This window comes from Burkholderia catarinensis, assembly GCF_001883705.2.
Lineage (GTDB): Bacteria > Pseudomonadota > Gammaproteobacteria > Burkholderiales > Burkholderiaceae > Burkholderia > Burkholderia catarinensis.
This window is the reverse complement of record NZ_MDEQ02000004.1, coordinates 149,693-172,219: the sequence shown is the minus strand read 5'-3', so window position 1 is coordinate 172,219 and position 22,527 is coordinate 149,693. Positions and strand designations below refer to the sequence as shown.

At 66.9% G+C, this 22,527-nt stretch carries 20 protein-coding genes and 7 tRNA genes; 9 read left to right on the top strand and 18 right to left on the bottom strand.

Annotated elements, in window-relative coordinates; genetic code table 11:
* Positions 1 to 58: 58 nt before the first annotated feature.
* Positions 59 to 1,435: a DNA repair protein RadA gene (radA, locus tag BFF94_RS08005; RefSeq protein ID WP_128850763.1), complete on the bottom strand. Its 1,377-nt coding sequence runs from the start codon at positions 1,433 to 1,435 to the stop codon at positions 59 to 61.
* Positions 1,436 to 1,446: 11 nt separating this feature from the next.
* The gene (gene alr / locus BFF94_RS08000) at positions 1,447 to 2,517 is read right to left on the bottom strand and encodes an alanine racemase (RefSeq protein ID WP_128850765.1); all 1,071 of its coding nucleotides are present in this window, start codon (positions 2,515 to 2,517) and stop codon (positions 1,447 to 1,449) included.
* A 218-nt stretch (positions 2,518 to 2,735) separates the two neighbouring features.
* Between alr and lplT the strand changes: the two genes are divergently transcribed.
* On the top strand, positions 2,736 to 4,043 hold the full coding sequence (gene lplT, locus BFF94_RS07995; RefSeq protein WP_219139192.1) for a lysophospholipid transporter LplT: 1,308 nt from the start codon (positions 2,736 to 2,738) through the stop codon (positions 4,041 to 4,043).
* Positions 4,044 to 4,101: 58 nt separating this feature from the next.
* Entirely contained in the window at positions 4,102 to 4,911 is an 810-nt protein-coding gene (gene thiD / locus BFF94_RS07990; protein WP_128850767.1) for a bifunctional hydroxymethylpyrimidine kinase/phosphomethylpyrimidine kinase, read from the top strand.
* An 18-nt stretch (positions 4,912 to 4,929) separates the two neighbouring features.
* Here thiD and BFF94_RS07985 read toward each other — a convergent pair whose 3' ends face one another.
* Genes BFF94_RS07985 through tsaB form a run of 4 tightly spaced genes read right to left on the bottom strand, consistent with a single transcriptional unit; the run spans position 4,930 to position 8,144 of the window.
* Complete coding sequence (locus tag BFF94_RS07985; protein WP_219139191.1) at positions 4,930 to 5,895, bottom strand: DUF1853 family protein; 966 nt, start codon at positions 5,893 to 5,895, stop codon at positions 4,930 to 4,932.
* Positions 5,892 to 6,893: a uracil-DNA glycosylase gene (locus BFF94_RS07980; RefSeq protein ID WP_219139190.1), complete on the bottom strand. Its 1,002-nt coding sequence runs from the start codon at positions 6,891 to 6,893 to the stop codon at positions 5,892 to 5,894. The genes BFF94_RS07985 and BFF94_RS07980 overlap by 4 nt, the downstream gene beginning before the upstream one ends.
* Entirely contained in the window at positions 6,880 to 7,380 is a 501-nt protein-coding gene (gene rimI, locus BFF94_RS07975; protein WP_128850772.1) for a ribosomal protein S18-alanine N-acetyltransferase, read from the bottom strand. The genes BFF94_RS07980 and rimI overlap by 14 nt, the downstream gene beginning before the upstream one ends.
* Positions 7,377 to 8,144 carry a tRNA (adenosine(37)-N6)-threonylcarbamoyltransferase complex dimerization subunit type 1 TsaB gene (tsaB, locus tag BFF94_RS07970; protein ID WP_219139228.1) on the bottom strand — a complete coding sequence of 256 codons (768 nt, stop codon included), beginning with the start codon at positions 8,142 to 8,144 and terminating at the stop codon, positions 7,377 to 7,379. The genes rimI and tsaB overlap by 4 nt, the downstream gene beginning before the upstream one ends.
* A gap of 147 nt (positions 8,145 to 8,291) precedes the next feature.
* On the opposite strand from tsaB, the gene BFF94_RS07965 reads away from it, so the two are divergent.
* From BFF94_RS07965 to aceA, 3 genes are all read left to right on the top strand, one after another.
* On the top strand, positions 8,292 to 8,561 hold the full coding sequence (locus BFF94_RS07965; RefSeq protein ID WP_128850775.1) for an acyl-CoA-binding protein: 270 nt from the start codon (positions 8,292 to 8,294) through the stop codon (positions 8,559 to 8,561).
* 361 nt (positions 8,562 to 8,922) lie between these two features.
* Positions 8,923 to 10,467 (top strand): DEAD/DEAH box helicase, encoded by a 1,545-nt coding sequence (locus BFF94_RS07960; protein ID WP_219139189.1) that lies wholly within the window; start codon positions 8,923 to 8,925, stop codon positions 10,465 to 10,467.
* Between the two features lie 387 nt (positions 10,468 to 10,854).
* The gene (gene aceA, locus BFF94_RS07955; protein WP_128843954.1) at positions 10,855 to 12,165 is read left to right on the top strand and encodes an isocitrate lyase; all 1,311 of its coding nucleotides are present in this window, start codon (positions 10,855 to 10,857) and stop codon (positions 12,163 to 12,165) included.
* A gap of 180 nt (positions 12,166 to 12,345) precedes the next feature.
* Here the strand turns inward: aceA and BFF94_RS07950 are convergent, their stop codons facing one another.
* The gene (locus BFF94_RS07950; RefSeq protein WP_128843955.1) at positions 12,346 to 12,780 is read right to left on the bottom strand and encodes a universal stress protein; all 435 of its coding nucleotides are present in this window, start codon (positions 12,778 to 12,780) and stop codon (positions 12,346 to 12,348) included.
* Between the two features lie 159 nt (positions 12,781 to 12,939).
* Positions 12,940 to 13,845, bottom strand: coding sequence for a LysR family transcriptional regulator (locus tag BFF94_RS07945; protein ID WP_128843956.1), 906 nt, complete (start codon positions 13,843 to 13,845; stop codon positions 12,940 to 12,942).
* Positions 13,846 to 14,000: 155 nt separating this feature from the next.
* Here BFF94_RS07945 and BFF94_RS07940 point away from each other — a divergent pair, with 155 nt between their 5' ends.
* Positions 14,001 to 14,762 carry a haloacid dehalogenase type II gene (locus BFF94_RS07940; RefSeq protein WP_128843957.1) on the top strand — a complete coding sequence of 254 codons (762 nt, stop codon included), beginning with the start codon at positions 14,001 to 14,003 and terminating at the stop codon, positions 14,760 to 14,762.
* A gap of 67 nt (positions 14,763 to 14,829) precedes the next feature.
* Positions 14,830 to 16,422: a malate synthase A gene (aceB, locus tag BFF94_RS07935; protein ID WP_128843958.1), complete on the top strand. Its 1,593-nt coding sequence runs from the start codon at positions 14,830 to 14,832 to the stop codon at positions 16,420 to 16,422.
* 126 nt (positions 16,423 to 16,548) lie between these two features.
* Here aceB and BFF94_RS07930 read toward each other — a convergent pair whose 3' ends face one another.
* Complete coding sequence (locus BFF94_RS07930; RefSeq protein WP_128843959.1) at positions 16,549 to 16,962, bottom strand: gamma-glutamylcyclotransferase family protein; 414 nt, start codon at positions 16,960 to 16,962, stop codon at positions 16,549 to 16,551.
* Between the two features lie 256 nt (positions 16,963 to 17,218).
* Here BFF94_RS07930 and BFF94_RS07925 point away from each other — a divergent pair, with 256 nt between their 5' ends.
* Positions 17,219 to 18,097: an AraC family transcriptional regulator gene (locus BFF94_RS07925; RefSeq protein ID WP_128843960.1), complete on the top strand. Its 879-nt coding sequence runs from the start codon at positions 17,219 to 17,221 to the stop codon at positions 18,095 to 18,097.
* An 18-nt stretch (positions 18,098 to 18,115) separates the two neighbouring features.
* Here BFF94_RS07925 and BFF94_RS07920 read toward each other — a convergent pair whose 3' ends face one another.
* From BFF94_RS07920 to gltX, 9 genes are all read right to left on the bottom strand, one after another.
* Positions 18,116 to 18,580 (bottom strand): GNAT family N-acetyltransferase, encoded by a 465-nt coding sequence (locus BFF94_RS07920; RefSeq protein ID WP_128843961.1) that lies wholly within the window; start codon positions 18,578 to 18,580, stop codon positions 18,116 to 18,118.
* A 171-nt stretch (positions 18,581 to 18,751) separates the two neighbouring features.
* Positions 18,752 to 18,828, bottom strand: a tRNA-Asp gene (locus BFF94_RS07915).
* Positions 18,829 to 18,901: 73 nt separating this feature from the next.
* Positions 18,902 to 18,977 (bottom strand) — tRNA-Glu (locus BFF94_RS07910).
* Between the two features lie 65 nt (positions 18,978 to 19,042).
* Positions 19,043 to 19,119 (bottom strand) — tRNA-Asp (locus tag BFF94_RS07905).
* 79 nt (positions 19,120 to 19,198) lie between these two features.
* A tRNA-Glu gene (locus tag BFF94_RS07900) sits at positions 19,199 to 19,274 on the bottom strand.
* Positions 19,275 to 19,337: 63 nt separating this feature from the next.
* A tRNA-Asp gene (locus BFF94_RS07895) sits at positions 19,338 to 19,414 on the bottom strand.
* Between the two features lie 79 nt (positions 19,415 to 19,493).
* Positions 19,494 to 19,569, bottom strand: a tRNA-Glu gene (locus BFF94_RS07890).
* A 137-nt stretch (positions 19,570 to 19,706) separates the two neighbouring features.
* Positions 19,707 to 19,782: transfer RNA gene (locus tag BFF94_RS07885), tRNA-Ala, on the bottom strand.
* Positions 19,783 to 19,910: 128 nt separating this feature from the next.
* Complete coding sequence (gene gltX / locus BFF94_RS07880) at positions 19,911 to 21,320, bottom strand: glutamate--tRNA ligase (RefSeq protein ID WP_128842468.1); 1,410 nt, start codon at positions 21,318 to 21,320, stop codon at positions 19,911 to 19,913.
* Positions 21,321 to 21,595: 275 nt separating this feature from the next.
* On the opposite strand from gltX, the gene BFF94_RS07875 reads away from it, so the two are divergent.
* Positions 21,596 to 22,519 carry a patatin-like phospholipase family protein gene (locus BFF94_RS07875; protein ID WP_128842467.1) on the top strand — a complete coding sequence of 308 codons (924 nt, stop codon included), beginning with the start codon at positions 21,596 to 21,598 and terminating at the stop codon, positions 22,517 to 22,519.
* Positions 22,520 to 22,527 lie beyond the last annotated feature (8 nt).

Below are 22,527 nucleotides of genomic sequence, written 5' to 3'. Positions count from 1 at the left end.
TACAGCGAATTACGCGACAGTTCGCCGGCAGGCACAGCCCGTGCGCCTGCCAGGCCGGTCACTCGAGATCGCGCACGCGGTCGATCGCCTGCTCGATCCGCTCGACGGCCATCACGTTCAGCCCTTCGATCGCCTGTTTCGGCGCGTTCGCCTTCGGGATCAGCGCGGACGTGAAGCCGAGCTTCGCCGCCTCGCGCAGCCGTTCCTGCCCGCGCGGGGACGGCCGGATCTCGCCCGCCAGCCCCACTTCGCCGAACACGACCAGCCCCTTCGGCAGTGCCTTGTTGCGCATCGACGAATGGATCGAGAGCAACACCGCGAGATCGGCGGCCGGCTCGGTGATCTTCACGCCGCCGACTGCATTGAGGAAGACGTCCTGGTCGAAACATGCGATGCCCGCGTGCCGGTGCAGCACCGCGAGCAGCATCGCGAGCCGGTTCTGCTCGAGGCCGACCGCAAGCCGGCGCGGGTTCGGCACATGCGCCGTATCGACGAGCGCCTGGACTTCGACGAGCAGCGGGCGCGTGCCTTCCTGCGTGACGAGCACGCACGAGCCGGGCACGACCTGCTCGTGCTGCGACAGGAACAGCGCGGACGGATTCGCGACGCCGCGCAGCCCGCGCTCGGTCATCGCGAACACGCCGAGTTCGTTGACCGCACCGAAGCGGTTCTTGAACGCACGCACGAGCCGGAACGACGAATGCGTGTCGCCCTCGAAATACAGCACCGTGTCGACGATGTGCTCGAGCACGCGCGGGCCGGCGAGGTTACCCTCCTTCGTCACGTGCCCGACCATGATGATCGCGGTGCCCGACTGTTTCGCGATGCGCGTGAGCTGCGCCGCGCATTCGCGCACCTGCGCGACCGAGCCCGGCGCCGACGTGAGCGCCTCCGAATAGACGGTCTGGATCGAATCGATGACGGCCACGTCCGGCCGCTCCGCGTCGATCGCGGCCTGGATCTTTTCGAGCTGGATCTCGGCGAGCAGCTGCAGCTCGGCCGCCGGCGTACCGCCGTCGAGCAGCGCAAGCCGTTGCGCGCGCAACGCGATCTGCGCGGCCGATTCCTCGCCGCTGATATAGAGCGCGCGCCGCTCGTTCGCGATGTCCGCGAGCGACTGCAGCAGCAGCGTCGACTTGCCGATGCCCGGATCGCCGCCGATCAGCACGACACCGCCCGGGACCAGCCCGCCGCCGAGCACGCGATCGAATTCACCGATGCCGGTCGAGAAGCGCGGTACGTCGGCGGCTTCGATGTCGACGAGGCGCTGCACGGGCGCCCGCTTCGCGAGCGACTGGAAACGATGGGCGGCCGGCGTCTCGGCGACCGATTCGACGAGTGTGTTCCAGGCCTGGCACGACGGGCACTGCCCCTGCCACTTCGGGGTCTGCCCGCCGCATTCGCTGCAGACATAAACGGTTTTCTGTTTGGCCACGCGTGACGCCCTTATTCCGCGCGCACGGGCACGCGGCCGGCGACCGCGCACATCAGCTCGTAACCGATCGTGCCGCAATGGCGGGCGACGTCGTCGATCGGCAGTGCGTTGCCCCACAGCTCGACGCGCGCACCGACGCCGGCCTGCGGGCACGGAGTCAGGTCGACGGTAATCATGTCCATCGACACGCGGCCGACGATCCGCGTGCGGATGCCGTCGACGATCACGGGCGTGCCTTCGGGCGCGACGCGCGGATAGCCGTCCGCGTAGCCGCATGCGACCACGCCGACCCGCATCTGCGCCTGCGCGGAGAACGTCGAGCCATAGCCGACGGCCTGGCCCTTCGCGATCGTTTGCACCGCGATCAGCTCGGACGCGAGCGTCATCGCGGGCTTCAGACCCGTGTCGGCAATATCGGACGACAGCCCGGACGGCGACGCGCCATACAGCACGATCCCCGGCCGCACCCAGTCGAAATGCGTATCCGGATGCCACAGCACGGCAGCCGAGTTCGCAAGACTGCGCGCGCCGGCGATGCTTGCCGCGCCGCGCTCGAACGTCGCGAGCTGCTCGGCGACGCCGCGCTCGTTGTCCGCATCCGAAAAATGGGTCATCAACGTGATCTGGCCGATGCCGGGGCACGCGCGGGCGCGCTCCCATGCGGCGCGGTATTTTTCCGGCACGTAGCCGAGCCGGTTCATCCCGCTGTTCATCTTGAGCTGCACGTTGACGGGCTTCGACAGCCTCGCCGTCTCCAGCATCCGCATCTGCTCGTCGTTGTGGACGGTCGTCGTCAGGCTGTAGCGGTCGATCACGTCGATGTCGGTCGAGCGGAAGAACCCTTCGAGCAACAGGATCGGGCCGGCCCAGCCGAGCTCGCGCAGCTTCACGGCCTCGTCGATGTCGAGCAGGCCGAAGCCGTCGGTGCCGCGCAAGCCGGGAAACGCACGGGCGAGACCGTGGCCGTACGCGTTGGCCTTGACGACCGCCCAGACCTTGGACGGGCCGGCAAAGCGGCGGACGACGGAGAGATTGTTCGCGAGAGCGGCGGTGTGGATGGTGGCGGAGATCGGGCGCGGCATGGGAAATTTACGTAAAGACGCTTGCGAATCATCAGCTTACCGCGCCTTTTGAGCACCGAAGCCGACAATTTGCGGAACGATCGGGGAATCTTGCTAGTCCGAATTGGCGTATTTTCATGTTATAAAGCCGTGCGCACAACCCATTTCGAACGGAATAAGCCGATCGCATATCAGGCGGCCTACGCGGCCCTGCCGCAGCGACGAAAGCATCGCATCAGATGAAAAAAGGTTTTTACACCATCATGGCCGCGCAGTTTTTCTCGTCGCTGGCCGACAATGCGCTCCTCATCGCCGCCATCGCCCTGCTGAAAGACCTCCACGCTCCCAACTGGATGACACCGCTGCTGAAGCTGTTCTTCGTGTTGTCGTACGTGGTGTTGGCAGCGTATGTCGGTGCTTTCGCAGATTCGCGCCCGAAGGGTCGCGTGATGTTCATCACCAACTCGATCAAGGTGGTCGGCTGCATGATCATGCTGCTCGGCGCCCACCCGCTGATCGCGTACGGGATCGTCGGGTTTGGCGCTGCGGCCTACTCGCCCGCCAAATACGGGATACTCACCGAGCTGCTGCCGGCCGACCGGCTGGTCGCCGCGAACGGCTGGATCGAAGGCACGACCGTCAGCTCGATCATCCTCGGCACCGTGCTCGGCGGCGCGCTGATCAGCCCGCATATCGCGTCGCACGTGATCGCACACACGCCCGCCTGGATCGGCACGCCCGCCGAAGCAGCGATGGCGATCATCATGGCGATCTACGTGATCGCCGCGCTGTTCAACCTGCGCATTCCCGATACGGGTGCCCGCTACCCGAAGCAGGAGCGCGGCCCGGTCAAGCTCCTGACGGATTTCGCCGACTGCTTCATGGTGCTGTGGCGCGACAAGCTCGGCCAGATTTCGCTGGCGGTCACGACGCTGTTCTGGGGCGCAGGCGCGACGCTGCAGTTCATCGTGCTGAAGTGGGCCGAAGTATCGCTCGGCATGTCGCTGTCGGAAGGCGCGATCCTGCAGGCCGTGGTTGCGGTCGGCGTCGCGGCCGGCGCAATCGCCGCCGCGGCCCGGATCCCGCTGAAGAAGTCGCTGACCGTACTGCCCGTCGGCATCATCATGGGCATCGCGGTCATGCTGATGGCGTTCTACACGCGCAACCTGTTCCCGTCGAATTGGGCCGTGCACTTCGGCCACCTGCGCATGCCCGTGTACCTGATCGTCGCTTACATCTTCCTGATCGGTGTCGGCGCGCTGTCCGGCTACTTCGTTGTTCCGATGAACGCACTGCTGCAGCATCGCGGCCACGTGCTGCTGTCGGCCGGCCACTCGATCGCGGTGCAGAACTTCAACGAGAACCTGTCGGTGCTCGTGATGCTGTGTCTCTATGCGGTGCTCGTGTGGCTCGACGTGCCGGTCGGCGTCGTGATCGTGCTGTTCGGCACGTTCGTCTGCCTGACGATGTGGCTCGTGATGCGCCGCCACCAGGCGAACCAGCGTCAGTTCGACTCGGTCGCGCTGATCGGCGAATCGCGGCACTGACGCTACACTTGCCGTTTCCGTCCGCCGGCGCCGGTCTTCGAACCGGCGCGTTGCCCTCATGACGCATCCGATACCCAACATCCTGACGATCGCCGGCTCCGATTCGGGCGGCGGCGCAGGCATCCAGGCCGACCTGAAGACGTTTTCCGCGCTCGGCACGTATGGCGCCAGCGTGATCACCGCGCTGACCGCGCAGAACACGCGCGGCGTGACGGGCGTGCATGCGCCGGACGCCGCGTTCGTGACCGCGCAGCTCGACGCGGTGTTCGACGACATCCGCATCGATGCGGTCAAGATCGGGATGCTCGCGAACGCGGCGATCGTCCACGCGGTTGCCGACGCGCTGCGACGTTACGCGCCGCGCTTCGTCGTGCTCGACACGGTGATGATCTCGAAGAGCTCGCACGCGCTGCTCGCGCCCGACGCGGTCGATGCGTTGCGCGATGCACTGCTGCCGCTGGCGACCGTCGTCACGCCGAACCTGCCCGAAGCCGCCGCGCTGCTCGGCGATACACCCGCGACCACCGAAGACGACATGGTCCGGCAAGGCCGGGCCTTGCTGCAGACGGGTGCGCACGCCGTGCTGATGAAAGGCGGCCACCTGCCCGATGCGGCCGCGAGCCCCGACTGGCTCGTCGATGCGGCGCGCAGCGTGCGGCTCGACGGCCCACGCGTGCCGGTCAGCAACACGCACGGCACGGGTTGTACGCTGTCGTCGGCGATCGCCGCGTTGCTGCCGCAGCAGCCCGACCTCGAAAGCGCGGTGCGCGAAGCGAAGGCCTACCTGACCGGCGCGATCGCCGCGAGCGGCCACCTCGACGTCGGCCACGGCGTCGGCCCCGTCCATCACTTCCATCGCTGGTGGTAAGCGCCGGCTGACCCGGCGTCAGTCGTCCCGGGCCGCGAACGCCTCGGCGCGCGCCGGCCAGTCGTCGGCCACGACGAAGCCGCGTGCCGTCTCGCGCCACGTGCCGTCGTCGCCCTTTTCATGAATGCCGATCAGCGCGGGGGCCTCGCGCGTCGTCAACACGGACGGCAGCTCGAGAGCGGCCGCCAGCGGGTCGGGTTCGAAGCCGACATCGGCGGCAACACGCCGCGGCGCGAGCCACGCAAGCCGAGGCAACACGCTCCATGCGACGCCGGCACGCTGCGCGGCCGCCCACGCCGGCCACTGCGCGTGCGTCAGCCAGAAACCGCGCGGGTGATCCGGCGCGATTTCCGCGGACACCGGCGGCAACGGCGCCCCGTGCGGATAGAACAGCCAGCCCTTGATGAACATCTGCGCGTCGGACGGCGCGCCGTAGCCGAGCCGCGCAAACCCGTCGCGATCGCCGAGTCGCAGCTGGTGGTCGAGCAGCCGGCGGCGCTTGCGGTCAAAGCGGTCGACGAGATTGGGGCCGACGAAATCGGCGAGCGATGCGCCGGCGTGCACCGGCGCGCACAGATAGCACTTCACCGCGAGCTCCCAGTGCAGGCGCTGCCCGTCCGGCGCATCGACGAGAAAATCGACTTCGCCGAGCGTCTTGCCGTTGCTGCGCAGCGGGAGATTCGCCGCGACGAGCCGCAGCGACGGCCCGTGCGTGAGGAAATACTCGAGCAGGCATTCCGCGTAACGGCCGAGCCGTACGGGCCGCAACCCGTCGAGCGCGCGGTGCAGCGGCTCGGGCTCCGCATCGAGCGCGGCGAGCCACGCTTCGACAGCCGACTGTCCGGCCGGATCCGGCCACGGGTGCGCGAGCGGCGCGCCCGGCACCGCGGTCAGCAGGCTCGGGCTCGCGAGCAGCCAGCCCAGATCGCGAACCGCCGTGTCACGCAGCGTATCGACGAATGCGAACGCCGCGCCGGTCGTCATTGCCCGGCCGGGCCGTTCGCGTCGGCACCCTCGGCGCGCTGGAACGTGTCGCGCGCGAGGCACAGGTCGGCCCATGCCTTCGACTTGTCCTGCAGGCTGCGCAACAGGTACGCCGGGTGGTAGGTGACGATCACCGGCACGCCTTCGTACGCATGCACGCGGCCGCGCAGCGACGCAATGCTCGCGTCCGTCTTCAGCAACGTCTGCGCGGCGAAACGTCCGAGCGCGACGATCAGCTTCGGCTTCACGAGCGCAACCTGACGCTGCAGATAAGGCTCGCAGCTTGCGACCTCGTCCGGCTCCGGGTTGCGGTTGCCGGGCGGCCGGCACTTGATCACGTTAGCGATGTACACGTTGTCGCCGCGCTTGAGCGACAGCGACTGCAGCATGTTGTCGAGCAGCTTGCCGGCCTGGCCGACGAACGGCTCGCCCTGCTTGTCCTCGTTCTCGCCCGGCGCCTCGCCGATCAGCATCCAGTCCGCTTCGCGGTCGCCGACGCCGAATACGGTGTTGGTCCGCTTCTCGCACAGCCGGCAGAGCGTGCAGTCGGCCACGCGCGCGGCCAGCGCATCCCAGTCGAGCACGGCAACCGGCGTGGCGGCGGGACGCGATTCGGCAGCCGGCACGGGATCGCCCGGCGGCGTCGCGTCGAACCACGCGAAATCGTCCGCTCCGGCAGGCGGTGCGTCGTCCATCGGCGGCATCGCATCGGCCGATGCGGCCGGCGCGGGCGCGCGATCGCCATCGACGACACGGCGCGCCGGTGCACCCGGCTCGCGAGCCGGCGAGGCATCGATGGCCTGCGGCACCTCGTCTCGCACCGGTACACGCGCCGCGCGCGCCGGTCGATCGGCCGCGATCGCGGAAGCGCTGTCCGCCGCACCGACTTGCGCCGCGGCAGGCACTTCTGCTGCCGCGCCTTCGTCCGCGCGCTGCCCTCGCCGCACCCAGATCTGCGCGAGGCCCATTTCCTCGAGCGCCGCTTCAGCCCATGCCATGCGCGTCCCCCTCGTCCTTGTTCAGCGTCAGACGCATCACGATCGCGTCCTCCCGGCTGCGATGCTTCGCCGGATAGTAGTTCTTGCGCCGGCCGATCGTCACGAAGCCGAAACGCTCGTACAGATGGACCGCGCGCGGATTGGACGGCCGCACCTCGAGCAGCATGCCGTCGAGCCGCTCCGCGCGCGAAATGCGCACCGCCTCGCGCAGCAGCGCAAGGCCCGCGCCCGCGTGCTGCGCGGCCGGCGCGACACACAGGTTCAGCAGGTGCATCTCGTCGACCACGGGCATCAGCACGCAATAGCCGACGAGCGAACCCGTCACGTGCCGCAGGCACACGCCCAGATAACCGTTGCGCAACGAATCCTCGAAGTTGCCGCGGCTCCACGGGAATTCATAGGCGACCTGCTCGATCGCGACGACCTCGTCGAGATCGGCATCCGTCATCGGCGCCAGATAGCGGTCGCTCAGCAGTACACCCGTCATCCCTTCGCTCCGCCCGTCTGCGCGGCCCGTGCCGCGACGCGCTCGGCGGTCGTCTGCGCGACCTTGTCGCGCACGTATTCAGGCGCGGCCTGATCGGCCGGTACCGCCCGCCCGGCGCGGAACGCGCGCAGCGCGGCATGCGCGACCGCCAGCGCATGCGGCATCGCTTCGCCGTCGATCACCGCCGCCCGCGCCGCGGCCGGCAACTGCTCGCCGAACGCGGCGGCCGCATTGCCCGCGAGCGTAAACGGCGCGTCGGGCACGCCGACGACGTCCGGCGCATCGAGCGAAGCCGGATGCAGCGTGCGCCAGTCGCCGGCGCTGTCGTCCCAGACGAAGTCCGCCCAGTAGGCTTCGTCCATCCGCGCGTCCAGCGCGGCAAGCACGCGAGTCGTAGCGGGCGCGCGCAGCCGCGCGTGCTCCGCGCACGCGAGCAGCGTGCCGATCGGCACGACCGGCAGCCCGAGTCCGAACGCGAGGCCCTGGGTAATGCCCGTCGCGGTGCGCAGGCCCGTGAACGAGCCGGGGCCCGCGCCGAACGCGATCGCGTCGCAATCGGCGAGCGTCAGCCCCGATTCGGCGAAGAGTTCCTGGATCGCCGGCAGCACGCGCGTGCTCGACACGGCGCCTGTCGGCTCGTGGCGGACCCAGGTTTGCGGGGTGGAAACGGCGTCATCGGCATGAGCCGAGCGCAGCAGCGCGACCGAGCAGTATTCGGTCGACGTATCGATGGCGAGGAGCACTGTTTGCGTCATGGCCGATATTGTAATGCGGCGCCCCGCTCCCACGGGCGATCGGGCCCGATCTGTGCGTGCGCGCGGCGCCGGCGGCGGTTTGGAAGGATCGCTCGACCCCGCGCGGCGGCCCGCTTGTTAAGATCGCCCGACCTGAAACCCTTACGGAGACACCCGATGAGCGAACTCACCGCCCAATTCGACCAGGCCCAGATCGACGTCAAGCAACTGACGGAACGGCCGGGCAACCTGACCCTGCTGCGCCTGTACGCGCTCTTCAAGCAGGCGACCGACGGCGATGCCCATGGCGACAAGCCGGGCTTCACCGACATCGTCGGCAAATACAAGTACGACGCATGGGACGCGCTGAAGGGCACGTCGCAGGATGCGGCGAAGCAGCAGTACGTCGAACTCGTCGAATCGCTGAAAAACGGCACGGCATCCTGACCGGATCGTCCCCGCCGCAATAGGCAATCAAATCAGTGGCGCAGCGCAGCAAATTTCTTTATAATGCGGCCTGCGTCACCCCCGCGCTCGGCTCGAAAGCCGTTCCGGCCAGACGCCTCGTAGCGTTATGCTCCAATCCGGTTTAGAACCTGTCCCCTCCTGCTTCGACCCTCGCGGTCGTCACTTATCAGGCTGGCGGCCCCGCTCCTGAAGCGCGCCGCACCCAAAACAGCTTCTAATGCCTCATCCGCCGACGGTTCGGCGGATTGCACCCCCGTTTCCCGATTTGCTCGCTGAATCCGACGACTTGGGTATGCGCGATTGGCGCCGACGTTTCACCCACTGTGTTTCAAGGATTGTTATGACTTCGAGCATCAACTCCAGCCCGCTCAACGCGATCGCCGACCAGGCGCTCGGTCTCGACGACGCCGCCGTACCGGCCGCGGTCGAACCGGCGTCGGACGAGCCGAGCTTCGCGTCGCTCGGGTTGTCGCCGGAGATCGTCTCCGCGCTGCAGGCCGCCGGCTATGTGAAGCCGACGCCGGTCCAGCAGCGCGCGATTCCGGCCGGCATCGCCGGCCGCGACCTGCTGGTGTCGAGCCCGACCGGTTCGGGCAAGACCGCCGCATTCATGCTGCCCGCGATCGAACGTTTCGCGCAGCTCCAGAAGGCGCAGGCGCAGGAACCGCGCGCGCCGCGTGAACCGAACCAGGGCGACCGCCGCGCGCGCCGCCCGCAACCCGTCGCGCGCCCGGGCCTGCTCGTGCTGACGCCGACCCGTGAACTCGCGATGCAGGTCACCACGGCCGCAACGACCTACGGCAAGCACCTGAAGCGCCTGCGCACGGTCAGCATCCTCGGCGGCGTCGCCTACGGCCAGCAGCTGATGCTGCTCGCGAAGAACCCGGAAATCCTGGTCGCCACGCCGGGCCGTCTGCTCGATCACCTCGAGCGCGGCCGCATCGACCTGTCCGAGCTGAAGATGCTCGTGCTCGACGAAGCCGACCGCATGCTCGACATGGGCTTCATCGACGACATCGAGACCATCGTCGCGGCAACGCCCGCGTCGCGCCAGACGATGCTGTTCTCGGCCACGCTCGACGGCAAGATCGGTTCGCTGACGGGCCGCCTGCTGAAGGACCCCGAGCGCATCGAGATCCAGCAGCGCCTCGAGTCGCGCACGAACATCGCGCAGACCGTGCACTACGTCGACGACCGCGACCACAAGGATCGTCTGCTCGATCACCTGCTGCGCGACGACGCGCTCGACCAGGCGATCATCTTCACGGCGACCAAGATCGACGCCGACCAGCTCGCCGGCCGTCTCGCCGACGCAGGCTTCGAATCGGCCGCGCTGCACGGCGACCTGCCGCAGGGCGCGCGTAACCGCACGATCCGTGCGCTGCGCGAGCGCCGTGTGCGCGTGCTGGTTGCCACCGACGTCGCGGCACGCGGCATCGACATCCCGGGCATCACGCACGTGTTCAACTACGACCTGCCGAAGTTCGCGGAAGACTACGTGCACCGTATCGGCCGTACGGGCCGCGCGGGCCGTTCGGGCACCGCGGTGAGCCTCGTGCACCACGCCGAGCAGGGCGCGCTCAAGCGCATCGAGCGCTTCGTGCGCTCGCCGCTTCCGGTCAACGTGATCGAAGGTTTCGAGCCGCGCAAGACCCCTGCGCGCAACGGCGGCACCGGTGGCCGCGGCCGTCCGGGCGGCGGTAACGGCGGCGGTCGACGCTTCGGCGGCAAGCCGGGCGGCGGCCATGGCGGCACCGGCCGCAGCTACGGCGGCGGCGGCAACGGCGGCGGCTGGAGCGGCAAGCCGGGCGGCAGCCGTGACGGCGGCCCGCGTCGCGACGGCCAGCGTAGCAGCGGCCCGCGTCGCAGCAATTCCGCGTCGTAAGCACGCACGGGCGGCCCTCGGCCGCCCCACGGATGGCCCGCCCATCCAGCCGACCGGCGCACCTGCGCCGGTTTTTTTTCGTCCCGACGCAAATTTCACGATACGGAAAAATTTTTTGTGTCGTAAAAAATCATGCTGCGCGGCACAATCCATGCGATTGCGGGATGGGAAAAAGCATTTCTCATCTCGAAATTCAATATCCAATCCGTTGATTTAAAACAATTAAAAATTTACGCACGTCCCGAGAAAGTTCCTGCTTCGCTTCCGGCGATTTGTCTAGACTCTTATACAAGACTTCACGAAACGGAACGCATCACTTCCGGCTTCGAGAACAGCCTCACGTCAGATTCGCCCCATTCGGCATCACACCGCATCAAGGAGCTCATCATGTCGCGTCAGCAACAGACACAGGAACTGCAACAGCAATGGGAAACCGATTCGCGCTGGAAGGGTATCAAGCGCGGCTACTCGGCCGAGGACGTGATCCGCCTGCGCGGCTCGATCCCGATCGAGCACACGCTGGCCAAGCGCGGCGCGGAAAAGCTGTGGAGCCTCATCAACAACGAGCCGTTCGTCAACGCGCTCGGCGCGCTGACCGGCAACCAGGCGATGCAGCAGGTGAAGGCCGGCCTGAAGGCCATCTACCTGTCCGGCTGGCAAGTCGCCGGCGACGCGAACGTCGCGGGCGAAATGTACCCGGACCAGTCGCTGTACCCGGCGAACTCGGTGCCGCTCGTCGTGAAGCGCATCAACAACACGCTGACGCGCGCCGACCAGATCCAGTGGTCGGAAGGCAAGAACCCGGGCGATGAAGGCTATGTCGACTTCTTCGCGCCGATCGTGGCTGACGCGGAAGCCGGTTTCGGCGGCGTGCTGAACGCATTCGAACTGATGAAGGCGATGATCGAGGCAGGCGCGTCGGGCGTTCACTTCGAGGATCAGCTCGCTTCGGTAAAGAAGTGCGGCCACATGGGCGGCAAGGTGCTCGTGCCGACGCGCGAAGCCGTCGCGAAGCTGTCGGCGGCGCGTCTCGCGGCTGACGTGATGGGCACGCCGACCGTGCTGGTTGCCCGTACCGACGCTGAAGCGGCCGACCTGATCACGTCCGACGTCGACGACAACGACAAGCCGTTCCTGACGGGCGAGCGCACGGTGGAAGGCTTCTTCCGCACGAAGCCGGGCCTCGAGCAGGCGATCTCGCGCGGTCTCGCCTACGCGCCGTATGCCGACCTGATCTGGTGCGAAACTGGCAAGCCGGATCTCGAGTACGCGAAGAAATTCGCGGAAGCGATCCACCGGCAGTTCCCGGGCAAGCTGCTGTCGTACAACTGCTCGCCGTCGTTCAACTGGAAGAAGAACCTCGACGACGCGACGATCGCGAAGTTCCAGAAGGAGCTCGGCGCGATGGGCTACAAGTTCCAGTTCATCACGCTGGCCGGCTTCCACGCGCTGAACTACTCGATGTTCAACCTCGCTCACGGCTATGCCCGCACGCAGATGAGCGCGTTCGTCGAACTGCAGCAGGCCGAGTTCGCGGCAGCCGACAAGGGCTTCACGGCCGTCAAGCACCAGCGCGAAGTCGGCACGGGCTACTTTGACGCCGTGACGCAGACGGTCGAGCGCGAAGCATCGACGACCGCGCTGCACGGCTCGACCGAAGACGAACAGTTCTTCGACGGCAGCAAGAAGGTCGCCTGACGCGCGCAAGCGGCGCGGCATCGGCAACAGTACAAAAATCAGGGAGGAGACGGCAGGCGCGCGACGCTGATCGCGCGACCGGCCGCGCGGCCTGCGGGCCGCCAGCAACGACGCGCGCCGGCTCTGTCCGGCGCGCCCTTTTTCCAACGCGCCGCCCGCGCGGCTACGGCCGGCGACGCCCTACCGATAGACGATCACCGGAATTTTCGTATGGGTCAGCACGCGCTGCGTCTCGCTGCCGATCAGCAGGCTACCGAGCCCGCGGCGTCCGTGGGACGCCATGAAGATCACGTCGCAGCCGCCGCGTTCGGCCGCCTCGATGATGCCGAGATACGGCGACGGATGCACGCTCGTCCACGTGTCGCAGGCGACGCCCGCCGCCTTCGCGGCTGCTTCCACGTCGTCGAGGTGCGCGCGTGCCTCGCGCTCGCTGCGCGCCCGGAAATCGGCGGGCGGCTCGATGATCACTTCGGAAAACGGCGAGTACGGATATTGCGGCAGGCACGCGTAGGCCGTCACGCGAGCGCTGACCGCGCGAGCGAGGTCGATCGCACCGTCGATCGCCTTCTGCGACAGTTCGGAACCGTCGGTTGGAACGAGGATGTGCCGGAACATCGCGCCCTCCTTCGTCAATCGCACTCCGCGCGCCGCGATCCCATCCTGGCCGGCCGCGACGCGTCGGACATGCCTCTTACGATTGTAGTGTGCGAAACCGCCCGGCCGGCACCGGAAGCGGGTTCGCCCTCATATCGGAAACGCGCGGGCGCGCACCGCCTACTCGCCCCAATAGCCGGGCCGTTCGTACGTATGCTTCAGGTAATCGAGAAACAGGCGCACGCGCAGCGGCAGATGCCGGCGCTGCGGAAACACCGCGTGGATGCCGATCGGCGGCGCGGCGAATGCGTCGAGCACGCTGACGAGCCGGCCGGCCGCGATGTCCTCGCCAACCTCCCACCACGAGCGCCACGCGAAGCCGTGGCCGGCGAGGCACCACTCGTGCAGCACCGCGCCGTCCGAGCATTCCATCGTGCCGTTCACGCGGATCGCCACGACCTTGTCGTCCTCCTGGAACGCCCAGCCGCGTTGCTGGTTCGCGTTCGCCGCAAGCGCGAGGCAGTTGTGCCGCGCCAGCTCCGCGAGCGTGACCGGCGTGCCGCGCCGCGCGAGATACGCGGGGGAAGCGACGCACACACGGCGATTCTCGCCGAGCTTCAGCGACACGAGCGACGAATCGGGCAGTTCGCCGAGCCGCACTGCGCAATCGAACCCCTCGTTGACGAGGTCGACCATCCGGTCGGACAGGTCGAGCGTGACCGACACGTCCGGATGCCCGACGCTGAATTCGGGCACGAGCGGCGCGACGTGCCGCCGGCCGAAACCGGCCGGTGCGGAAATGCGCAGGTGGCCGCTCGCCTTGACGCCGCCGGCGGACACGCTCGCCTCCGCGTTCTGCATGTCGTTGATGATCCGCTGGCAATCCTCGAGGAACGCCGAACCCTCGAACGTCAGCGTGAGCTTGCGCGTGGTGCGCACCAGCAGCTTGACGCCGAGCCGCTCCTCGAGCGCGTCGAGGCGGCGGCCGATGATCGCCGGCGCGACGCCCTCCGCGTGCGCGGCTGCCGACAGGCTGCCTTTTGCCGCGACCGCGGCGAACGTCTCGATCTGTTTGAACCGGTCCATGACTCGCAAGGACGGCGCTGCCGCCCTTCAAATAGCTTAAGCCGCTCAAGATTAGGTATATGAAAGTAAAAGATCAAGTGATGATTAGCGTCTTTTTTAGCACCTACGATCACGAATAGAATCGATCTCGACCTCTGAAACTGGAGCGCAAGGCTATGTCGGCCACAACGACACTCTCCTCTCCCGACGCAATCCTCTTCGACGCATTCGGCACGTTGTTCGACGTGCACGCGGTCGTGGCCGCGGCAGAGCAGATGTTTCCCGGTCACGGGGAACGGTTGTCGCAGCTGTGGCGACGCAAGCAAATCGAATACTCGCAGCTGCGCACGCTCGCCGATCCGGCCGGTGCCCGCTATCGCCCGTTCCGGGACATCACGCTCGACGCGCTGAGGTTCGCCGCGCGCGCGCTCGGCCTCGCGCTGAACAGCGCGGCCGAGAAGCGGCTGATGGACGAATACGCGTGCCTGTCCACCTATCCCGATACGGTGCCCGCGCTGCGCCAGCTGCGCGCGCTCGAACCACGCCCGCCGCTGGCGATCCTGTCGAACGGCAACCCGCAGATGCTCGACATCGCGATCAAGAGCGCCGGCATGTCCGGGCTGTTCGATCGCGTGCTGTCGGCCGACACCGTGCGCGCCTACAAGCCGAGTCCGGCCGTCTACGCGCTCGGCACCGCCGCGTTCGGGCCGAACCCGCGCGGCATCGTGTTCGTGTCGTCGAACGCCTGGGACGTCGCCGGGGCCGCGTGGTTCGGCTACACGACGTTCTGGCTCAACCGCACGGGCGCGCCCGCCGAGGAACTCGGCGCGCCGCCCGACGGCACGGGCACCGGCATGGCCGACCTGCTCGCATTCCTCGCCACCCCGGCTCCGTCCGGCAAGCCCGCAAACCGCACGCGCCCCGGCCCGGGTGCATGACGTTCGCAGCGCTGCCGCCTTCCCCCTTCACCGAAACCGCAACTGACCGACCAAGGAGATGAGACTCATGAGCACCCCGATCACGCTGCCGCAAGGCATGACGATCACCGGCGAAATCAAGCCGGGTTACGAAGCGATCCTGACGCCCGAAGCGCTCGCACTCGTCGCAGCGCTGCACCGCACGTTCGAACCGCGCCGCCAGGCGCTGCTGCAGGCGCGCGTCGAGCGCACGAATCGCCTCGACGCGGGCGAGCGCCCCGATTTCCTGGCCGATACCAAGGCGATCCGCGAAGGCGACTGGAAGGTTGCGCCGCTGCCGGCCGACCTGCAATGCCGCCGTGTCGAGATCACGGGCCCCGTCGAGCGCAAGATGATCATCAACGCGCTGAACTCGGGCGCCGATTCGTACATGACGGACTTCGAGGATTCGAACGCACCGAACTGGACGAACCAGATCGACGGCCAGATCAACCTGAAGGACGCGGTGCGCCGCACGATCTCGCTCGATCAGAACGGCAAGTCGTACCGGTTGAACGACAAGGTCGCGACGCTGATCGTGCGTCCGCGCGGCTGGCACCTCGACGAGAAGCACGTGACGGTCGACGGCCAGCGCGTGTCCGGCGGCCTCTTCGATTTCGCGCTGTTCCTGTTCCACAACGCGAAGGAACTGATCGCGCGCGGCTCGGGCCCGTACTTCTACCTGCCGAAGATGGAAAGCCATCTCGAGGCGCGCCTGTGGAACGACATCTTCGTCGCCGCGCAGGAGGCGGTCGGCGTGCCGCGCGGCACGATCCGCGCGACGGTGCTGATCGAGACGATCCTCGCCGCGTTCGAGATGGACGAGATCCTGTATGAACTGCGCGAACACAGCTCGGGCCTGAACGCCGGCCGCTGGGACTACATCTTCTCGGCGATCAAGAAGTTCAAGAACGACCGCGATTTCTGCCTGGCGGAGCGTTCGAAGATCACGATGACGGTGCCGTTCATGCGCGCGTATGCGCTGCTGCTGCTGAAGACCTGCCACAAGCGCAACGCGCCGGCGATCGGCGGGATGAGCGCGCTGATCCCGATCAAGAACGATCCGGAGGCGAACGACAAGGCGATGGGCGGCGTGCGCTCGGACAAGCAGCGCGACGCGACCGACGGCTACGACGGCGGCTGGGTTGCGCACCCGGGCCTCGTGCCGATCGCGATGGAAGAGTTCGTCAAGGTGCTCGGCGACAAGCCGAACCAGATCGCGAAGCAGCGCGACGACGTGCAGGTCGAAGGCAAGAACCTGCTCGACTTCCAGCCGGAAGCGCCGATCACCGAGGCCGGCCTGCGCAACAATATCAACGTCGGCATCCATTACCTCGGCGCCTGGCTCGACGGCAACGGCTGCGTGCCGATCCACAACCTGATGGAAGACGCGGCCACGGCCGAGATCTCCCGTTCGCAGGTGTGGCAATGGATCCGCTCGCCGAAGGGCGTGCTCGACGACGGCCGCAAGGTCACGGCCGAACTGGTGCGCGAATTCGCGAAGATCGAGCTCGACAACGTGAAGCGCTCGGTCGGCGGCAACACGCAGCCGTACGAACGCGCCGCGGCAATCTTCGAGCAGATGTCGACGTCGGAAGGCTTCACTGAATTCCTGACGCTGCCGCTGTACGAGGAAATCTGACGACGCTGCCCGCTGCGAAAGGCGGCCGGCCACGCGCCGCCGCCGGTCGCAAGCGATGCCGGCATGAAAAAAGCGCCCCGCGGGGCGCTTTTCCTTTTGCGGCAAGACCGGCAGCCGCGCGATCGGTCAGGCGGCTTCCCGCTCGCGCCGGTGCTGGACCCAGTCGCCCGACGCAATGCGCGGACGTTCGGCAACCGCGTGCGCGGCGACCGGATAATACAGGCATGCGTACTGCCGCCCGCCGAGCTCGACTGTCACCTCTTCCGGCCTGAACAACGAGTCGACGCCCGGATAGACGCGCTCGATCTCGTCGAGCACGGGGACGAGCTGATCGTCGACCTCGTAGACGTCGCCCCAGACCAGCGATTTGCCGGCCGGCCCGGCGATCATCCCCGGATACGTGCCGAAATCGTACAGTTCGCCCGGCAGCGCGACCGCACCCAGCAGCGTCGGCGGGACAATCCCGTGTCGCGCGGCCGCATGGCCGATGTCGTTGGCCTCCCCGGCTCTCAAGGTGCCGTAGACGAATACATGGCGCATCCTGGTTCTCCTCTTCGATTCGTTATTGCCGTGTTCGCGCGCGATTCATGCGAAATCGCTCACGCATCGATAGACCACGATATCGGCCCGATGGTTCGAACCCGCAGACGCGCGCGGCCCCGGGCGGCCGCCCGAATTCGCCGGGGTCCATACAAAGTTCATTTGAACGCGGCATGATCGCCCGAAAAACCGCCGCATGCGCTTGCGCGGCGCCTTCTAAAATAACGGCATCGCCGCCGCGCTGTCCGAACCGTCCATGAATCCGCCCGTCCAAGCCGACGTATCGAGCCCATTCGACGTCATCGACATCCCGCCCGAATTCGCGCCGACCGCCGTCCATCCGATGCGCGTGCGCGCACGGCAGGTCGACGCCGGCCGCCGCATTCCGCTGCACACGCATGCGTGGGCGCAGCTCGCGTACGCATCGCGCGGCGTGCTGCGCGTCGCGACGACCGGCACGACCTGGATGGTGCCGCCGTCCCGCGCGATCTGGGTGCCGCCGCGTGTAACGCACGAGGTCGTGATCGTCGAAGAAGCGTATTTGCGCACGCTGTATATCGACGAGTCGGTCGTGCCGGGCGGGCTCGACGCGTGCCGCGTCGTCGAAGTGACGGGGCTCCTGCGCGAACTGATCGTCGCACTCGACGCGCGCGACCTGAGCAGCGCGCGCGAGCGCCTGCTGTGCGGACTCGTGCTCGACGAGCTGAGTCACGCCGAACCGCTGCCGCTCGCGGTGCCGATGCCCGACGAGAAACGCCTGCGCATGCTGTGCGAATCGGTACTCGCGCACCCGGCGCATGCGGAGTCGCTCGAACACTGGGCGAGCGAGGTGGGCGCGAGCACGCGCACGATTTCGCGGCTCTTCAAGCAGGAACTGGGCGTGAGCTTTTCGCAGTGGCGCCAGCAGGCGCTGCTGGCACGGGCGATCCCGCTGCTGAACCAGGGACGCCCGCTGTCGCATATCGCGCGCGAACTCGGCTACCAGAGCCAGAGCGCCTTCTCGGCGATGTTCCGCCGTGCATTCGGCCAAAGCCCGCGCGCGTTCATGCTGCGCGGCTACGAGCACCGCGGCCCGGAAGGCAGCCTTGCGGACGACGAAATACCGGACGACGACGCGATCGGCGCTATCCGTTGACCGCCTCACTCCAGGTCGTCAGACCGGCCGCACCATGTGGCGGATCGAGCCAAGTTGCGCGAGCCGCGGCCCGGATACCCGATAGCCCATGCGCAGGTAGAGACGTGCCGCGGGATTGTCGACGAACACGCGCAATTGCAGTTCGTGCAGCCCGCGCGCACGCGCCCAGCGGTGCGACATGTCGAGCATGTAGGTGCCGGCACCCTGCCCGCGATGGCCGGCCGCGATCTGTACGTCGCGGATATGCAGCGAGTCGCCTTCCTCGGTCACGCGCAGCACGCCGATGCGCTCGCCGTCGGCCTCGAGGATGAAGTTCTCGGATTCGCGCCAGCTCGCATAGAACAGGTCGCTGCGCCACACAAGCCCATGGCGCTTGTAGTAGCCGCCCATGTTGCCGTGCGTCAGCGCTTCGGCAAACGGGAAATCGCCGGGCTCCGCGGGACGGAGCTGATACAGGAGTCGCAGGTCGGTCGGATCGAGCATCGCGCAGGGGTCAAGAACGCATCCCGCCACGATAGCGCAGTCGCGTGCGGATGCAATCGCGAATTTCTCGTAGCAGCTCGGCGCGTGACACCCGGATGCCGCGCGCCCGCCAGCGGGCGCAATCGACGATACAAATGAAGAAGCCCGCACAAGGCGGGCTTCTTCATTTTCTGGCGGAGCGGACGGGACTCGAACCCGCGACCCCCGGCGTGACAGGCCGGTATTCTAACCAACTGAACTACCGCTCCAGTGTTGCTGCTTGCCTGGCAGGCGTCGGTTGCTTCCTGCCGGCGCATCGTTTGTTCGAACGACGCCGAAATCTGGCGTCCCCTAGGGGATTCGAACCCCTGTACTCACCGTGAAAGGGTGATGTCCTAGGCCTCTAGACGAAGGGGACAACGTACTGCTTACATCTTTAACTAAAAAGCCCGTTCAAAAACGTTTTTTGAACGGGCTTCGTTCTGGCGGAGCGGACGGGGCTCGAACCCGCGACCCCCGGCGTGACAGGCCGGTATTCTAACCAACTGAACTACCGCTCCAGCTTTCTGCGCTACCGCCTGCAGGACATCGTCACGTTCCTGCACGCGCTGCGACACTTCTACGAAACGCCGCTGAATCTGGCGTCCCCTAGGGGATTCGAACCCCTGTACTCACCGTGAAAGGGTGATGTCCTAGGCCTCTAGACGAAGGGGACAACGTACTGCTTACATCCTTAATACAAAAGCCCGCTCAAAAACGTCTTGAACGGGCTTCGTTCTGGCGGAGCGGACGGGGCTCGAACCCGCGACCCCCGGCGTGACAGGCCGGTATTCTAACCAACTGAACTACCGCTCCAGCTTTCTGCACTATCGCCTGCAGGACATCGTCACGTTCCTGCACGCGTTGCGGCACTTCTACGAAACGCCGCTGAATCTGGCGTCCCCTAGGGGATTCGAACCCCTGTACTCACCGTGAAAGGGTGATGTCCTAGGCCTCTAGACGAAGGGGACAAAATCTTTTCAGATCTGTCTGACTTTCGCTATTCACTTCTGGTCAACAGCGAAGGCCGGAATTCTAACTGCTTTGAATCATTTTGTGAAGCATTTATTACCACCGCTGCTTCGCAAATCAATCCAGTTCGTTCTGTTGGTGGAGGTAAGCGGGATCGAACCGCTGACCTCTTGCATGCCATGCAAGCGCTCTCCCAGCTGAGCTATACCCCCTTGCAGAACAGAAATGAGATTATATGGACCGACTTTGAACTTGTAAATACCCTTTTTGCGATTCGCGCGAAATTTTTTGCGAAGCTGCCTCGATGTGACGCGCAAACAGCTTCGCTCGCGCACGAACCTCAGACCAGCGCGGCCTCGATGCGAGACACCACCACGTCGCGACCGAACAGCACGAGCACCGCGTCGATCGACGGCGTGTGCGTCGTCCCTGCCACCAGCAGACGCACCGGCATCGCGAGTTGCGGCATCTTCAGCTTGTGCGTGCCGAGCGTCGCCTTCAGCGCAGCGGACACGGCCTCCTTCGTCCAGTCGGCCGCCTTCAGCGCGACGACGAGATCGGCCAGCGCCGGCCGCACCGCATCGGTCACGTGCTGCGCGAGCGCATCGGCTTCCGGCACGGGCACACGGTAGAACATCGCGGCGCCTTCGGCGATCTCCTTGATCGTCGTCGCGCGATCCTTCATCAGCCCGACCACCGCGTCGAGCGCCGGGCCCGTCGCGATCGCCGCGTCGTCGATGCCGAGCGCATCGAGGAACGGCTTTGCGAGCGCGGCGAGGCGCGCGTTGTCGGCTTCCTTGATGTAATGCGCGTTCAGCCAGCTCAGCTTGCTGTGGTCGTACTGCGCGGGCGACTTGCCGAGATGCTCGAGATCGAACCATTCGACGAACTGCTCGCGCGAGAAGATCTCGGCGTCGCCGTGCGACCAGCCGAGGCGCGCGAGATAGTTGACGACCGCTTCGGGCAGGAAGCCCGCGTCGCGGTACGCCATCACGCTCATCGCGCCATGCCGCTTGCTCATCTTCTCGCCCTGCTCGTTCAGCACGGTCGGCAGGTGCGCGTAGACGGGCGCCTCGCCGCCGAGCGCATTCAGGATGTTGATCTGGCGCGGCGTGTTGTTCACGTGGTCGTCGCCACGGATCACGTGCGTGATGCCCATGTCCATGTCGTCCACCACCACGCAGAAGTTGTAGATCGGCGTGCCGTCCGGACGCGCGATCACGAGGTCGTCGAGCTCCTCGTTCGAGATCTCGACACGCCCCTTCACGGCGTCGTCCCACACGACCGTGCCCGTCAGCGGATTGCGGAAGCGCAGCACGGGCTTCACGCCCGCCGGCGGCTCCGGCAGCACCTTGCCGGGCTCCGGACGCCACGTGCCGTCGTAGCGCGGCTTCAGACCGGCCTCGCGCTGGCGTTCGCGCAGCGCATCGAGTTCCTCGGCCGACATGTAGCACGGATATGCGAGACCCTTCTCCAGCATCTGCGCGAGCACCTCGCGATAGCGGTCCATCCGCTGCATCTGGTAGATCGGGCCTTCATCGAAATCCAGGCCGAGCCATTGCATCCCTTCGAGGATCGCATCGACCGCTTCCTGCGACGAGCGCTCGACGTCGGTATCCTCGATGCGCAGCACGAACGTGCCGTTCATCTTGCGGGCGAACGCCCACGGATAGAGCGCGGAGCGGATGTTGCCGAGGTGGATGAAGCCGGTGGGACTCGGCGCGAAGCGGGTACGGACAGGACGGGTCATAAACGGTAACTCGAACGCCTGGGGCGCATGAATGATTCGACGCGGGATCGACGGCGGCAGCCCGGACAGCAACGGGGCCGGCGACGCCCGGAACGGGAAAGAAGCCGGAATTATACTCGCGCCGGACATCGCGCCAAGCGCACCGCTTGCTTTATGATGTGCGCGCCGCGGCCGCCAGCCGACGCGGCGCCGGCCGCACGGAACCCGCCGCGCGGCTGCTCGGAACCTATCGCCGCCGCGGGCCATGTAACCCGCCGCCGCCGGAGAACCATTCGATGTCGTCCCCTCGCCTGTCGCGCCGCCACTTCACGATCGCTTGCGCGTCCGCCGGCCTCGCCGCCTGTACGTCGTTCGGCGGCAAGTCCCGCTCCGACAACGCATCCAGCCCCGCCCCGCACGAGAAGCCCGTGAAGATCGGCATCGCGCTCGGCGGCGGCGCCGCGCGCGGCTTCTCGCACATCGGCGTGCTGAAGGCGCTCGAAGCGCGCGGCATCCCGGTCGAAATCGTCGCGGGCACGAGCGCGGGCTCGGTGGTCGGTGCGCTCTATGCGTCCGGCATGAGCGCATTGCAGATCAACAAGATCGCGCTCGACATGGACCAGGCGTCGATCAGCGACTGGGCACTGCCGTTCCGCTCGCGCGGCCTGCTGCAAGGCGTCGCGCTGCAGAACTTCCTGAACAAGACGCTCAACAACCGGCCGATCGAGAAGATGGCGAAGCCGCTCGGCATCGTCGCGACGGATCTGCAGAGCGGTCAGCCGATCCTGTTCCAGCAGGGCAACACGGGGCTCGCGGTGCGCGCGTCGTGCAGCGTGCCGTCGGTGTTCGAACCGGTGAAGATCGGCAACCGCGAATACGTCGACGGCGGCCTCGTGAGCCCGGTGCCCGCGTCGTACGCGCGCAAGATGGGCGCGAGCTTCGTGATCGCGGTCGACATCTCGGCCCGGCCGGACGGCGCAGCGACCAACAACCCGATCGAGATGCTGCTGCAGACCTTCACGATCATGGGCCAGACGATCAAGACCTACGAACTCGACAAATACGCGGACGTCGTGATCCGACCGAACCTCGCGGCCATGGGCGGCAGCGACTTCAACCAGCGCAACGCGGCGATCCTCGCCGGCGAGGAAGCAGTCGCGCGCATCATGCCGGAACTGCAGCGCAAGCTTGCGGAAGCGCGCGGCACGGCTGCCGCGTAAGCACGTCA

Coding starts and splice junctions, on each gene's coding strand:
- lplT (WP_219139192.1), top strand. CDS start 2,736: ATGAAAAAAGGTTTTTACACCATCATGGCCGCGCAGTTTTTCTCGTCG.
- gltX (WP_128842468.1), bottom strand. CDS start 21,320: ATGACCCGTCCTGTCCGTACCCGCTTCGCGCCGAGTCCCACCGGCTTC.
- BFF94_RS07930 (WP_128843959.1), bottom strand. CDS start 16,962: ATGCGCCATGTATTCGTCTACGGCACCTTGAGAGCCGGGGAGGCCAAC.
- aceB (WP_128843958.1), top strand. CDS start 14,830: ATGAGCACCCCGATCACGCTGCCGCAAGGCATGACGATCACCGGCGAA.
- BFF94_RS07960 (WP_219139189.1), top strand. CDS start 8,923: ATGACTTCGAGCATCAACTCCAGCCCGCTCAACGCGATCGCCGACCAG.
- BFF94_RS07980 (WP_219139190.1), bottom strand. CDS start 6,893: ATGGCATGGGCTGAAGCGGCGCTCGAGGAAATGGGCCTCGCGCAGATC.
- aceA (WP_128843954.1), top strand. CDS start 10,855: ATGTCGCGTCAGCAACAGACACAGGAACTGCAACAGCAATGGGAAACC.
- thiD (WP_128850767.1), top strand. CDS start 4,102: ATGACGCATCCGATACCCAACATCCTGACGATCGCCGGCTCCGATTCG.
- alr (WP_128850765.1), bottom strand. CDS start 2,517: ATGCCGCGCCCGATCTCCGCCACCATCCACACCGCCGCTCTCGCGAAC.
- BFF94_RS07940 (WP_128843957.1), top strand. CDS start 14,001: ATGTCGGCCACAACGACACTCTCCTCTCCCGACGCAATCCTCTTCGAC.
- rimI (WP_128850772.1), bottom strand. CDS start 7,380: ATGACGGGTGTACTGCTGAGCGACCGCTATCTGGCGCCGATGACGGAT.
- BFF94_RS07985 (WP_219139191.1), bottom strand. CDS start 5,895: ATGACGACCGGCGCGGCGTTCGCATTCGTCGATACGCTGCGTGACACG.
- BFF94_RS07965 (WP_128850775.1), top strand. CDS start 8,292: ATGAGCGAACTCACCGCCCAATTCGACCAGGCCCAGATCGACGTCAAG.
- BFF94_RS07950 (WP_128843955.1), bottom strand. CDS start 12,780: ATGTTCCGGCACATCCTCGTTCCAACCGACGGTTCCGAACTGTCGCAG.
- BFF94_RS07925 (WP_128843960.1), top strand. CDS start 17,219: ATGAATCCGCCCGTCCAAGCCGACGTATCGAGCCCATTCGACGTCATC.
- BFF94_RS07945 (WP_128843956.1), bottom strand. CDS start 13,845: ATGGACCGGTTCAAACAGATCGAGACGTTCGCCGCGGTCGCGGCAAAA.
- BFF94_RS07920 (WP_128843961.1), bottom strand. CDS start 18,580: ATGCTCGATCCGACCGACCTGCGACTCCTGTATCAGCTCCGTCCCGCG.
- BFF94_RS07875 (WP_128842467.1), top strand. CDS start 21,596: ATGTCGTCCCCTCGCCTGTCGCGCCGCCACTTCACGATCGCTTGCGCG.